Origin of the sequence: Blautia sp. CAG:257 (assembly GCF_000433815.1) — a bacterium.
Taxonomy (GTDB): Bacteria; Bacillota; Clostridia; order Lachnospirales; family Lachnospiraceae; genus Blautia_A; species Blautia_A caecimuris.
Map to the genome: position 1 here is coordinate 1 of NZ_HF999055.1, position 13,565 is coordinate 13,565.

Below are 13,565 nucleotides of genomic sequence, written 5' to 3' on the forward strand. Positions count from 1 at the left end.
ACATCTGCTTAATGTCTTAACTAAATGACATTGCCTTTGCGCGTTTACGGGAGATTGTGTCCGGGATTGAAAATAATTCAGATTCAGACCCTGTTGTTGCTCAGATCAAAGATTACATCAATGAACATTATAATGAAAAACTTGATCTGACAGATATCGCCCAGGAATTCGGGTTTAATTATCATTATATTTCTTCGTATTTTAATCAGCATATTTCAGAAGGGTTCAGCGGATATCTGAATACGGTGCGGATTGAAAAATCCTGCGATCTTTTGGCTGAAACAAAAATGTCTATTTCAGATATCAGTGCAGCGGTGGGATATTCCGATCACGGGTACTTCTGCAGGATATTCCGGAAGCTGATGGGGCAGACGCCAAGTCAGTACCGGCACAGGAAAAACTCAGGTGGTCAGCGAGATGAAAAATAAATGTAATACACTTTTTTTTAAGATTATTATTGTGGTGCTGGGGGCGATTTTATGTCTGGCAGGGGCATTAAGCGTGCTGAATATTAAGACCTCCCAGGATGTTTTTGTAGAGAATTTTGTGGAATCTCAGCAGAAAATATTCAGACAGATTGATGAAAATATTTATGAGCTTTTTCAGAATGTAACTGCGGCTACCTCCGTCATCTGCGGAAGCTCTTCCGTACGGGAGTATCTGGGCAGGGAAAAGTGGGAGGCGGCAGAGGAATTCCGGAATATTCTGGATGTGAAAAAAATTCTTCAGCAGCAGCCTCTTGCGAAATACAGCGATATGAGTCTGATTTTAGTTGGAAACAATGGAAAAACATATAATTATAACAGTACCTCACGTCTGATTCTTTCAGGGGAAGAACTGTTGGAAACAGAGATTATCCAGCAGGCATATGAAACGCCTAAAAAGCTGATCTGCCGATATAAAAGCGGCGGATATACAGATGTAATGAAAAGCTATCCTGTTATTATGATGGCAAAGGCAATCACCAATAATGGAGGAAAAACCATAGATGGGGTGATTCTTCTTACAATTAAAGAGAAGGATTTCCGGAATAATTATGAGGTATTTACTACAAGTTCCAATGATATACTGATTTTTAATCAGGATAATGAAATTATCTCTTCCAACTATACAGAATATCTGACCTCATCCAGTGAAATAGAAAAGGTCTGGGACGCACTTGAGGAGATGCAGGATAAAAAAAGTTCTATGATCACCAGACAGGAAAATGGGCAGAGAACCGTTTATCTGATGCAGAATTTTCATAATACGGATTATAAAGCAATGGGAGTAATTCACCCGGATCAGGCCTTTGAAAGTGTATATGATTTCCGATATATTATAGAAGTAACAGTTGCTATTACAGCTGCAGCTATTCTGATTATTTTTATATTGGTAAGGCAGCAGACCAAGCCTCTCTCCAAGCTGATAGAGAATATGCGGAAGGTGCAGGACGGAAGACTGGATAAACTGGTAAAGGTGGAGGGAACTCAGGAGATCCGGGAGCTTTCCGCTACTTATAATGACATGCTGGGAGAACTGGATAATTATATTCAGAAACTGATGCAGGTGGAAAAATCCAAACGTGAGGCAGAAATCCATTCCCTGCAGATGCAGATCAATCCTCACTATATTTATAATACTCTGGCAAGTGTCAAGTGGCTGATCTGGCAGGGGGATAAAGAAAAATCCGTTCAGGTGATAGATGCATTTATACAGCTTCTGCGGAATACCATCAGCAACAAAAATGAATTTATTACCCTGAAAGAAGAAATTGAAAATCTGAAAAATTACGTGCTGATCAATCAGATACGGTATGGAAATCAGGTGAACGTAGATTTTTATGTAACACCGGACTGTGAGGAACAGAAAGTTCCCAAGCTGATCCTGCAGCCCTTTGTGGAAAACGCATTTTTTCATGCTTTTCCTCAGGGCGAAAAAGGGACTATCTCTATTTTTGTACGCCAGAGCGATGGACTTCTGAGGGTGGAGATTGAGGATAACGGGATCGGAATGAGCAGTGAAACTTTAAGGGATTTATTGAACAAAAAGAATGCCTCCAGGGAACATTTTACCGGGATCGGCGTCAATAATGTGGACGACCGCATGAAACTTATTTATGGTGAAAACTATGGGATTCTGATAGAAAGCCAGGAAGGCAGAGGCACAAAGATTACCGTATGCTTTCCGCTGAATAAGTAAAGCTTATCTCCTTCTTCAGGGCAGAAATGTTCTGTGGAGGGAGATTTTGTATTTTTATGATACATATTTATAAGAATTTCTTGACTCTGCACCAGGTTCAGGGTTTATAATTTCCACAATTTCAGGAGAAAGGTCTCCGTAAAACAGATTAAGAGGGAGGAAGATATAATGAAAATCAGTGAGGCTGCAAAACTGACAGACCTGAATGTGAGCAGTATCCGCTTTTATGAAAGAAAAGGGCTTTTGATGCCACAAAGAGAAGATGGAAGTAAATACCGGGATTATACAGATGAAGATGTGCAGCGGATCAGGCAGATTCTTCTGTATCGGAAGATGGGGATTTCAGTGGAAACCATTGAACTGATTTTAAAAGGGAAAGCAGTTCCTGGGGAGATTTTAGCAGAACAGAAAAGGGTGCTGGAAGAGCAGATTACTGAACTGAAAGGCGCATCAGAGCTCTGTAAGCTGGTAATGAAGGAGGCTGAAATACCAGAAAACAAGAAGCTGGAAGAGTATCTGAATTATGTTTATCAGGAAGAGAAAAAAGGCGGAAGATTTGCAGAGGTACGGGAGCTTCTGGAAGATCTCGGAGATTATTCAGCCACAGCAGGAGTGTGGGGGATTTCCTTTATGGGTATGGGCATGAGAAAGTGGCTTGTGGGAGCAGGCGCTGTGGGAGTTTTGCTTTTTATGATTGTTATTTTTGGCATACGTGTATGGGATGCTATACAGAATATGAACGCACCTTCCATTGGTGCGGCAGTGATATGGGGAATGTTGGCGGTTGCTTATGGAACAGGATTTTTAAACTATTTGAAGAGCAGGAATTAACTTTCAACCGCTCTGCTCAAGCTTTGTTTCCAGTGAATTTAACAGTCCAGCATAAAACACTGATGTGGATGGAGATGTTGTTGATTTTATAATTTACCTATACTTATATATAAAAGTGCAAAAATTGCATCTTATATTGACAATAGTGTAATTTTTAGACGGGCCCCCTGCCTTCGAACAGGAGAAATTTTCCTGGTGATGCTGATCAGACTGCGTTTGCGGAAGCACGCAGTTGATGATTCCATGAGGATTACCTTTTTCTGGTGTGCTTTATTCTAAAATACAGCAGGAATGCGTATTACGGTCACGGATAAAACCAAAACTTTCTGCATGGCTCTCTGGTTTCTTGGACAGACTAAGAAAATATGATGAAAAAAATTTACCAAGAAATCGGAGGAATTGGATGAGGCAGTCAATCTGGGAAAGGGATGTGGAATTTCCCTCTTTTCCGAAGCTTGAGGGAGATATAAAGACGGATGTGCTGGTTATTGGTGGCGGTCTGTGCGGAGTACTTTGCGCCTGGTTCCTGAAGCAGGCAGGAGTGGATTATGTGCTTGTGGAGGGAGATGCTGTGGGGAGAGGGGTTACCTGTAATACAACGGCAAAGATTACCTCTCAGCACGGGCTGATTTATGAAAAGCTGCTGCGTACACAGGGGAAAGAGAAGGCACTTCAGTATCTGGACGCCAACCAGTGGGCTCTGGGCAAATACAGGGAGCTGGCAGAGGAAACAGAGTGTGATTTTGAGGAAAAGGATGCCTTTGTTTATACTCTGACAGACTGGCAGAAAATAGAGCGGGAGGTGCAGGCTTTGGAGACTCTTGGCTTTCCTGCGGAGTTTGTGCAGGAGGTAAATCTGCCTTTTGACACTGAAGGAGCGGTGAAATTTCCACGCCAGGCACAGTTTCAGCCCAGGAGATTTCTGGCTTATATTTCCAGAGACCTGAATATTTATGAGCATACCTTTATCCAGGAGCTTGCGCCGGGATGCGCCCGATATGACGGGGGAACAATCACGGCCAGACGGATGATTGCAGCAACACATTTTCCTTTTCTGAATAAGCACGGCGCATATTTTTTGAAATTATATCAGCATCGTTCCTATGTTATGGCACTGAAAAATGTTTCAGATGTAAGGGGAATGTATGTGGATGAGGCGCAGAAGGGCATGTCCTTCCGCAATTACAAAGATTATCTTCTGGTAGGTGGAGGAAGCCACAGAACTGGAAGAAAAGGGGGAGGTTGGGAAGAGCTTCAGGAGTTTGTACAGGAGTATTATGGTATCGGCAAGGCAGGTTATTATTGGGCGACCCAGGACTGTATGAGTCTGGATGGCATCCCTTATATTGGAGAATACTCCCCGAACACACCGGGGCTGTATGTGGCATCCGGTTTTGGAAAATGGGGAATGACTACCTCCATGGCAGCAGCGCATATTCTGACAGAGATGATCTGCGGCCGGGAAACTGGGTGGGAGGCAGTTTTTGATCCATCGCGAAGTATATGGAAACCGCAGCTGTTTGTAAATACACTGGAAGCTCTGGTAGGGCTTCTCACTCCTACTATGAAGCGCTGTCCCCATATGGGCTGTGCGCTGAAGTGGAATCCTCAGGAGCACACATGGGACTGCTCCTGCCATGGATCCCGGTTTGAAGAGGATGGAAAGCTGATCAACAATCCGGCTGCCGGAGATGCAAATGTGGCGAAATAGACTGGTTTTGTACAAGCGCATTTCAGAGGGATTTACCAATTATCTAAAAAGCAGGGAAAGATAAAGGGCCCCCTTATGTGAAAACATTCTCCCTTGCATTTATCGGACTTGCAGTTTATAGTGAAATTATAACTGACAGTCAGGTTTCGCAGCGGAAAAGGGGAGGAATGTCTATGCTCACATTATTAAATTCCGAAAGTCTGTGGATCGGAACAGACATGAAATTATTTAACAAATTGCGTGAACAGCTGGAACAGGTCGGAATCACCTACAAACATAAGGTGAAAAACCGCATGGGCCAGTGGGCAGAGGCAGGGACCATGCGCGGCAGGACAGGAAGCGCCGGCATTCCTGCAGACGAGACATATGAATATGAAATTCTGGTTCACAAAAATGAACTGGAACATGCGAAAAAAATTACAGGGCTGATGTGATCATCGGCTCTTTCTTTATAAATAAAAATTTGATGAAATAGGTAAGTTCTGTTTTTCGTCTAATGTATATAAGAAAACAGAGAGGAGAGCAGTAAAAATGGAAGAACTGGTAAGAAAGGCCAAAAGGGGAGATTCTTCTGCTTTTGCAGAGCTGGTTAGGCTGTGTACACAGAGCATGTACCGAGTGGCCTGGACGTATCTGGGCAATGATGAGGATGCTGCGGACGCCATTTCGGAAACTGTTCTGGTGTGTTACGAAAAGATTGAAACCCTGAAAAAAGACGCTTATTTTAAAACCTGGATGATACGGATCCTGATTAACCAGTGTAAGGATATTTTAAAACACAGAAGCAGGATACAGTCAAAGGCAGAAATGCAGGAATCTGCTTTTGAGGACAGCGGGTACATAGACTGTGAATGGAAAGAGGTTCTTTCCTGCCTGGATGAAAAATACCGGATCATTCTTCTTTTGTATTACACAAGAGAAATGGATACAAGAGAAATCGCGGAGCTTCTGGATATCAGCCGCAATACGGTGATTACCAGACTTGCCAGAGGCAGGAAGTTGCTGAAACGGGAGCTGGAAGGAGGAAAAATCTATGGATAACAAATTATTTGAAATTTTTTCGGGAAAAACAGAGGTGCCGGAGATCGTTACAGACAGGATAGAGGCAGCCCTTAATAAAATTCGGGAACAGCAGCCGGATTTCGGAAGAGATAAAATTGCTTCCTTCTCTCTCCAGGGCAGAAGCCGTAAACGCAGACGTGTCCTGATCTTATCCTTTGCCGCTATCCTGATTTTGGGCGTGTCTGTTTTTGCAGCAGAAAAATATCTGGGGATCACAGATTTCTGGAAGCTGAGAGGACAGGAGCTGCCGGAAAATGCGCAAAGTGATATTAACAAGGAAGTTACTTATAAGGAAACAGGAGATTCTATGATTAATTTTTCAGTGAAAGAGGTTCTGGTTCAGGGAAACAGTATTCATGTTTCTGCACGGGCAGAGGCGTTGGAACCGGGAAAATACCTTCTGATTCCACAAGATGCTATGGAAGAAGACTCTGTATATTACCTTGGTAAGGAAGGGGACATGACGATTGGTCAGTATTTAGAGAAGCATAATCTGGAGCCTGTCAGAATTGGGTTTGGTGTAAAGCATGGAGGGGAGAATACAATTTTTACAAATTCTATGGATTTCGTTCTTACAGAGGATGACTGCATGGAAATCTATGTTTCTGCAGAAAGAGAATCCACAGAAAGTGAATTTCCCGAGGAGATCATCTGCATGGGAACTGCGTACTTGGAAGACGCCAAAAGCGCGGCAGATGTAATGAAAACAGAGCTTCATGTAACTCTTCCGGAAGAATCAGCACAGGAAACAGATGCTTCTGAAACTCTTCAGATGTATCAGGAATGAGAATAGGGAAGTCTTTTCTTTTTTACAAAGATTTTACGCAGGCAGGATTTTGGTTTTAACTTTCCCTGCCTATAATGACACTTGTCAATGAGAAATACAAAACATTATTTATAAAAAAGAGGAGACTTATCATGAAGAAAAAAATCGTAGGAATTTTAGCAGCAGCAGTAATCGGAACAACAGCATTTGCAACTGTAGCAAGTGCGGCAAGCGGAACGATTAATGTAATTTCCCGTGAGGATGGTTCCGGAACAAGAGGCGCTTTTATTGAGCTGTTCGGCATCCAGGAAGAAAAAGACGGCGAAAAAATTGATATGACAACAGTTGATGCCAGCATCACAAACAGCACTTCCGTTATGATGACAACTGTAGCAGGCGATGAGAATGCAATCGGATATATTTCTCTTGGATCTCTTAACGATACTGTAAAGGCTGTAAAAATCGACGGAGCTGAGGCAACTGCTGAGAACGTTGCAAATGATACATATAAAGTTTCCCGTCCGTTTAACATTGTAACAGGCGAGAAAGTAAGCGAGGCAGCACAGGATTTTGTGAACTATATTATGAGCGAAGAAGGTCAGCAGATCGTTGAGGACAACGGTTATATCAAAGCTGATGCAGAAGCAAAACCTTATGAGGCAGCAGATGTGGAAGGTAAGGTTGTTGTAGCTGGTTCCTCCTCCATCTCTCCTGTAATGGAAAAACTGAAAGAGGCTTATGAAGCAGTGAACAAAAACGTTACAGTAGAGGTTCAGCAGAGCGATTCCACAACAGGAGTTACATCTGCAGCAGAAGGCATCTGTGATATCGGAATGGCTTCCCGTGAACTGAAAGATGAGGAAACAGAGATGAATCTTACAGCTACTGTAATTGCAAAAGACGGTATTGCGGTAGTCGTAAATAATGAAAATGAGGTTGAGGATCTGACAAGCGATCAGGTAAAAGCAATCTTCACAGGCGAGACAACAGAATGGGAAGATCTGGCAGAGTAATAAAACCTGCATAACATGACAGAACGCAGAGGAGCCCGGAAATCCGGGCTTCCGTTCTGCAGTCAGGAAGTTAGAGAGGAAGAAATCATTTTATGAATAAAATCAAAGAACGGGGAATGAAAATTGTATTTATGGTTGCTGCCTGCGCTTCTGTACTGGCAGTATTCCTGATCTGTCTTTTTCTTTTTGCCAGCGGAATTCCGGCAATAGGAAAAATAGGTCCTCTGGAATTTCTTTTTGGAACAGAATGGCGGCCCTCCAACGATCTGTATGGAATTTTTCCAATGATCGTGGCAAGTATCTATGTAACCGGGGGAGCAATTCTGGTAGGAGTTCCCGTAGCTCTGCTTACGTCTGTATTTATGGCCCGTTACTGTCCGAAAAAAATCTACAGACCGTTAAAATCAGGTATTGAACTGATGGCAGGAGTTCCTTCTATTGTATATGGATTTTTCGGTCTGGTGGTCATGGTGCCAATGATCCGGGAAACCTTTGGAGGAACAGGAACAAGCTGGCTGGCAGCGTCCCTGCTTCTTGGAATTATGATTCTTCCAACCATTATCGGACCTACAGAATCAGCGCTCCGCAGTGTTCCGGAAAGCTATTATGAAGGTTCTCTGGCTCTTGGAGCCACAAAGGAACGTAGCATTTTCCGCGTAATGCTTCCGGCGGCAAAATCCGGTATTCTTGCAGCTGTGGTTCTTGGAATCGGACGTGCCATTGGCGAGACTATGGCGGTTATTATGGTAGCGGGAAACCAGGCCAGAATGCCTCAGGGGATTCTCAAGGGACTTCGTACTATGACTGCAAATATTGTTACTGAAATGGGATATGCGACAGGTATGCACAGAGAGGCGCTTATTGCTACCGGTGTGGTACTGTTTGTCTTTATCCTGATCATTAACTTAAGTCTTTCATTACTGAACAGGAGGGCGGAAAATGCAAACTAATGCTGCGGCTTTGAATTCACAGGTCAATTCAAAAAAGAGAAACAGCTCTTCCCTTACAGATCAGCTTCGTTCCTACCTGCGCCATCCGGGCTCCGGTATTCTTGCTTTTCTGACAGGACTGGCTGCAGTACTGACCTTTGCGGTACTGATCTTTCTGGTAGGGTACATTCTGATAAAAGGTATTCCTTATCTGACACCTGAGCTTTTCAGCTTTGAGTATAATTCTGAGAATGTATCGCTGATGCCTTCTCTTATCAATACCTTTATTATGACTGTTCTGACACTTGTAATTGCGGCTCCCATAGGCATTTTTGCCGCTATCTATCTGGTGGAATATGCTCAGAAGGGCAACCGTCTGGTAAAGGTGATCCGTATTACAGCAGAGACACTTTCCGGTATTCCTTCTATTGTATTCGGACTTTTCGGTATGCTGTTTTTTGTGACAGCCCTTCAGTGGGGAATGTCTCTTATGGCAGGTATTTGTACACTGGTGATCATGGTTCTTCCCCTTATTATGAGAACTTCTGAGGAGGCTTTGAAGGCAGTTCCGGATTCTTACAGAGAGGCCAGCTTCGGACTGGGAGCAGGAAAGCTGCGCACGATTTTTACCATTGTGCTTCCTTCAGCGGTTCCGGGGATTCTGGCAGGAATTATTCTTGCAATCGGACGTATTATCGGTGAAACAGCAGCCCTTCTTTATACTTCCGGTACAGTTGCCCAGGTTCCCAATCTGATGGGATCCGGACGTACACTGGCTCTTCACATGTATGTGCTTTCCAGTGAAGGCCTCCACATGAATCAGGCATCTGCCACAGCGGTTGTAATTCTTGTTTTTGTACTGGTTATTAACTGGCTGTCAGGAAAAGCAGCAAAACGAATTGCGAAAGGATAAGGATACATGAGTAATAATACAAAGCTTTCTATTGAAAATATGAATCTTCATTACGGCAGTTTCCATGCCTTAAAAGACATTAATATGCATATTCCGGAAAAGGAGATCACTGCTTTTATCGGGCCCAGCGGATGCGGAAAATCAACTCTTCTTAAATCTTTGAACAGAATGAATGACCTTGTTGAGGGCTGTGTGATCACAGGAAAGGTGGAGCTTGACGGAGAAGATATTTACGGGGATATGGACGTGAATCTTCTGAGAAAAAGAGTGGGAATGGTGTTTCAGAAGCCCAATCCATTTCCAATGAGTATCTATGACAACATTGCCTACGGCCCCAGAACCCACGGCATCCGTTCCAAGGCAAAACTTGACGATATTGTGGAAAAATCTCTTCGGGATGCTGCAATCTGGGATGAGGTAAAGGACCGGTTAAAAAAGAGCGCTTTGGGAATGTCCGGAGGCCAGCAGCAGAGGCTCTGTATTGCAAGGGCTCTGGCAGTGCAGCCGGAGGTTCTTCTTATGGATGAGCCGACCTCTGCCCTTGACCCTATTTCCACCTCAAAGATTGAGGAGCTTGCAATGGAGCTGAAAAAGGACTACACCATTGTTATGGTAACTCATAATATGCAGCAGGCAACACGTATTTCTGACAAAACCGCTTTCTTCCTTCTGGGAGAAGTGATAGAATTTAATGATACAGATACTTTATTCTCCATGCCTGCGGATAAAAGAACGGAAGATTATATTACAGGGAGGTTTGGCTGATATGGCAACACGTTTTGAAAGACAGCTGGAAGAGCTTCATGTACAGATCATTACCATGGGAAGTCTCTGCGAAAAGGTAATTGCTCTTTCTGCAAAGGCAATCCAGGGCGAGGACTGCGCCGGAGAGGTTTTTGAAACAGATAGAGAAATCGACGGACTGGAGCGGGAGATCGAGGCCATCTGTATGCGGCTTCTTCTTCATCAGCAGCCGGTGGCAAGAGATCTTCGTGAGATTTCCGCGGCTCTGAAAATGATCTCTGATATGGAACGCATCGGAGACCAGGCGGCAGATATCGCAGACCTTTCCAAGTTTATTGACCGAAGCGTTGTGGAGATTCCGGATGAAATTGCCAGAATGGCGGAAAAAACCGTTCATATGGTAACAGAAAGCATTGACGCGTTTGTGAAAGCGGATCTGGCGCTTTGTCGTAAGGTTATTGATGATGACGATCTTGTAGACGAGCTGTTTAATCAGACAAAAAACAAGCTGGCTGATCTGATCTACAAAAATATGGATGCCAAAGCAGGGCTGGATCTTCTGATGACTGCAAAGTACATGGAGAGGATCGGAGACCATGCGGTGAACATTGCAGAATGGGTGGAGTATTCTATTACAGGCATTCACAGAAACAATGAGCACCAAATGGGAGGAAATAAGAATTGACAAAAAAGATTTTTAAGTCTACAGTTCTTGCTTCAGCAGCAGTTCTGATACTGGGGGTTGCCTTTGTTATGGGAATTCTTTATCAGTATTTCGGAAAGCAGCTGAACAGTGAGCTGGAAAAGGAAGCCAGATATCTGGCTTACGGAGTAGAGCAGCAGGGGCAGGAGTATCTGGAGCAGATCAAATACGGTGATTCCAGAATTACTTATATAGATGAGAATGGAAATGTCCTGTATGACAATACAGCAGATGAAAACAAAATGGAGAACCATAAGAATCGTGAAGAGTTTCAGGAGGCGCTGAGCAAGGGGAAAGGCGAGGCGGTACGTATGTCCGACACGCTTTCAGAAAAGACAGTCTACTCTGCAATAAGACTTTCCGATAATTCTGTTCTTCGTGTATCCAGTACACAGTATTCTGTATTTGCTCTGATTCTGCAGCTTGTACAGCCGGTACTCTGTATTATTTTTGTAATGCTGATCATAGCAGGAGTGATCGCGTCAAAGGTTGCTTCAAAGATCGTGGAACCCATCAATGAACTGGATCTGGAAAAGCCCGGAGAAAATGAAATTTATGAAGAGGTGGCTCCTCTTCTGGGAAAAATAAACCGGCAGAACCGCCAGATACAGAAACAGCTGGAGGAAGCAAGGAGAAATCAGGAGGAGTTTTCTATTATTACAGAAAACATGCAGGAAGGTCTTCTGGTGATCGATCCTTATACTATGATACTTTCCGGTAATTCAAGCGCCTGGAGGATTTTTCAGGTAAATGAACCCGGCATAGGCCAAAGCGTATACTCTCTTGACAGAGATGAGGATTTCAGAAAGGTGATAGAACATGTTCTGGAGGGAAAACACGGAAACGCTCTTCTTCGTCTGGATAATGAATTTGTGCAGCTGATCGCAAATCCGGTTACAAGAGACGGAAAAATCGTAGGCGCAGTGCTGCTTCTGATGAATGAAACAGAAAAAATCCAGCGGGAAAACCTCAGAAGGGAGTTTTCTGCCAATGTTTCTCATGAGCTGAAAACACCTCTGACCTCTATTTCAGGTTTTGCCGAGATTATTCAGGACGGCTTTGTGAAGGAAGAGGATGTGAAAAAGTTTGCAGGCAGGATTTACCGGGAGGCTCAGAGGCTGATCCAGCTTGTGGAGGATACCATTAAGATTTCTCAGCTTGACGAAGGAGAAAATCCTTATGAGTGGGAAAATGTGGATATCTATTCCGTTGCCCGGAATGTATGTGGAAACCTGAAAGAAATCGCGCAGAAAAAGAACGTGCATCTTTACATTGACGGAGAAAGACTGATCTGCCGCACTGTGCGCCCGATTTTTGAGGAGATTCTTTATAATCTCTGCGATAATGGAATCAAGTACAATAAGGACAATGGCACAGTGACCATTCATCTGAAAGATATTGGCAATGCCATTCAGATTTCTGTGGAGGATAATGGAATCGGAATCCCGAGAGAGGACAGAAACCGGGTGTTTGAGAGGTTCTACCGGGTGGATAAAAGCCATTCCAAGGAGATCGGAGGAACCGGCCTGGGACTTTCTATTGTAAAGCACGGAGTTGCCTTCCTGGGAGGAACACTGAAGCTGACAAGCGAAGTGGATTCAGGAACTGAGATTACAGTGACCCTGCCGAAACAGGCATAATCATACCCTGCAGGACAGGATGGATTTCCGGGAAAAGGAATTTTGAGGAGGACTGCAGCGAAAGTAAAAAGAGTACGGACATCATACCAGATGATATCCGTACTCTTTTTGTGTGGGTGTGTTCAGTAGCAGTAGGCTCCCTCATAAGCAGAGCAGGATTTTTTTTTCCGGGACTGATTTTCACAGGTCCGGCAACGGTCACAGAATTCCTGTTCATAGCAGGTGGCACATACACAGTTTCCGCAGGAGCTGCGGTCATATTCCGGCGTACAGGTAAAAGGAACCTCTGTTTTTTCGTCATACTTTTCCTTCATAAAGTATCACTCTCCTTTATCTGATTATAATTCCGGAAAGCGAAAGAATCAAGAAAACAGAAAGAAAAAATACAATTTTTTAATAATCGGTTTTATAATAGAATCTTCCGTTGATAAAGTCTGTTTTTATAATGTTTACAAATGCCTGAGGATCCACTTCCGTAACTTTTTTCACAAGGACCTTTGCTTCGTCCCTGGACACTACAGAATAGATCATTGCCGTATTGTCGCCGCTGTAGCAGCCGGTACCGTCGATTCTTGTGGCAGAGTGATGGGACAGCTTGGAAATTTCTTCATAGACTTCATCAGGATGCCTTGTAATAATAAACAGAGTGTGTTTTTTGTAGCGCTGATGGAGCATCTGTACTACCTGAGTGGAGGTAAACTGGAAGATAATGGAATAAAGCGCTTTATCCCATCCGAAAAGCAGGCCTGCAACAACCAGGATCACTGCGTTTCCGCAAAGGATGTAATTCCAGATATCCTGTCCGTTTTTTTCTGAAAAATAAATGGCAATAAAATCAGTTCCGCCGCTGCTTGTATTTCCGATCAGGCAGAGACTGACTACAAAACCGTTGATCAGTCCACCGAAAATACTGATCAGAAGCGGATCGTAGGTAATGGGCTGTGAGGGAATAAGGTCTGTCAGAATACTGGACAGAACGATCACCACACAGGAACTCATGGTAAATTTAACTCCGATAAACTTCAGCCCTATAAAAACAGGAATGGCATTCAGGATAACGTTGATCATGGTG

At 43.6% G+C, this 13,565-nt stretch carries 15 protein-coding genes; 13 read left to right on the forward strand and 2 right to left on the reverse strand.

The window, feature by feature from the left end; translation table 11 throughout:
• Positions 1-56: 56 nt before the first annotated feature.
• The 13 genes from QVP40_RS07130 to QVP40_RS07190 all read left to right on the forward strand — a co-directional run bounded on the left by QVP40_RS07130 (position 57) and on the right by QVP40_RS07190 (position 12,493).
• The gene (locus QVP40_RS07130) at positions 57-428 is read left to right on the forward strand and encodes a helix-turn-helix domain-containing protein (protein ID WP_288200374.1); all 372 of its coding nucleotides are present in this window, start codon (positions 57-59) and stop codon (positions 426-428) included.
• A complete protein-coding gene (locus QVP40_RS07135) occupies positions 418-2,181 on the forward strand; it encodes a cache domain-containing sensor histidine kinase (protein WP_022067784.1) in 1,764 nt (587 codons plus the stop codon). Before QVP40_RS07130 ends, QVP40_RS07135 begins: the two co-directional genes overlap by 11 nt.
• A 168-nt stretch (positions 2,182-2,349) precedes the next feature.
• A complete protein-coding gene (locus QVP40_RS07140; RefSeq protein WP_022067785.1) occupies positions 2,350-3,012 on the forward strand; it encodes a MerR family transcriptional regulator in 663 nt (220 codons plus the stop codon).
• A 403-nt stretch (positions 3,013-3,415) separates the two neighbouring features.
• The gene (locus QVP40_RS07145; RefSeq protein ID WP_022067786.1) at positions 3,416-4,723 is read left to right on the forward strand and encodes an FAD-dependent oxidoreductase; all 1,308 of its coding nucleotides are present in this window, start codon (positions 3,416-3,418) and stop codon (positions 4,721-4,723) included.
• Between the two features lie 173 nt (positions 4,724-4,896).
• A complete protein-coding gene (locus QVP40_RS07150) occupies positions 4,897-5,157 on the forward strand; it encodes a hypothetical protein (protein ID WP_022067787.1) in 261 nt (86 codons plus the stop codon).
• 97 nt (positions 5,158-5,254) lie between these two features.
• Positions 5,255-5,764, forward strand: coding sequence for an RNA polymerase sigma factor (locus QVP40_RS07155; RefSeq protein ID WP_022067788.1), 510 nt, complete (start codon positions 5,255-5,257; stop codon positions 5,762-5,764).
• Positions 5,757-6,572: a hypothetical protein gene (locus QVP40_RS07160; protein ID WP_022067789.1), complete on the forward strand. Its 816-nt coding sequence runs from the start codon at positions 5,757-5,759 to the stop codon at positions 6,570-6,572. The genes QVP40_RS07155 and QVP40_RS07160 overlap by 8 nt, the downstream gene beginning before the upstream one ends.
• Before the next feature lie 131 nt (positions 6,573-6,703).
• Positions 6,704-7,564, forward strand: coding sequence for a substrate-binding domain-containing protein (locus QVP40_RS07165; protein WP_022067790.1), 861 nt, complete (start codon positions 6,704-6,706; stop codon positions 7,562-7,564).
• A gap of 92 nt (positions 7,565-7,656) precedes the next feature.
• Positions 7,657-8,514, forward strand: coding sequence for a phosphate ABC transporter permease subunit PstC (pstC, locus tag QVP40_RS07170; RefSeq protein WP_022067791.1), 858 nt, complete (start codon positions 7,657-7,659; stop codon positions 8,512-8,514).
• Positions 8,504-9,406, forward strand: coding sequence for a phosphate ABC transporter permease PstA (gene pstA / locus QVP40_RS07175; RefSeq protein ID WP_022067792.1), 903 nt, complete (start codon positions 8,504-8,506; stop codon positions 9,404-9,406). The genes pstC and pstA overlap by 11 nt, the downstream gene beginning before the upstream one ends.
• Positions 9,407-9,412: 6 nt before the next feature.
• On the forward strand, positions 9,413-10,171 hold the full coding sequence (gene pstB / locus QVP40_RS07180) for a phosphate ABC transporter ATP-binding protein PstB (protein WP_022067793.1): 759 nt from the start codon (positions 9,413-9,415) through the stop codon (positions 10,169-10,171).
• A 1-nt stretch (position 10,172) separates the two neighbouring features.
• On the forward strand, positions 10,173-10,835 hold the full coding sequence (gene phoU / locus QVP40_RS07185) for a phosphate signaling complex protein PhoU (protein WP_022067794.1): 663 nt from the start codon (positions 10,173-10,175) through the stop codon (positions 10,833-10,835).
• A complete protein-coding gene (locus QVP40_RS07190; protein WP_022067795.1) occupies positions 10,832-12,493 on the forward strand; it encodes a sensor histidine kinase in 1,662 nt (553 codons plus the stop codon). Before phoU ends, QVP40_RS07190 begins: the two co-directional genes overlap by 4 nt.
• Before the next feature lie 122 nt (positions 12,494-12,615).
• Here QVP40_RS07190 and QVP40_RS07195 read toward each other — a convergent pair whose 3' ends face one another.
• Positions 12,616-12,807 carry a hypothetical protein gene (locus QVP40_RS07195; RefSeq protein WP_022067796.1) on the reverse strand — a complete coding sequence of 64 codons (192 nt, stop codon included), beginning with the start codon at positions 12,805-12,807 and terminating at the stop codon, positions 12,616-12,618.
• A gap of 79 nt (positions 12,808-12,886) precedes the next feature.
• A partial coding sequence (locus QVP40_RS07200; RefSeq protein ID WP_288200375.1) for a YitT family protein occupies positions 12,887-13,565 on the reverse strand: 679 nt, incomplete at its 5' end.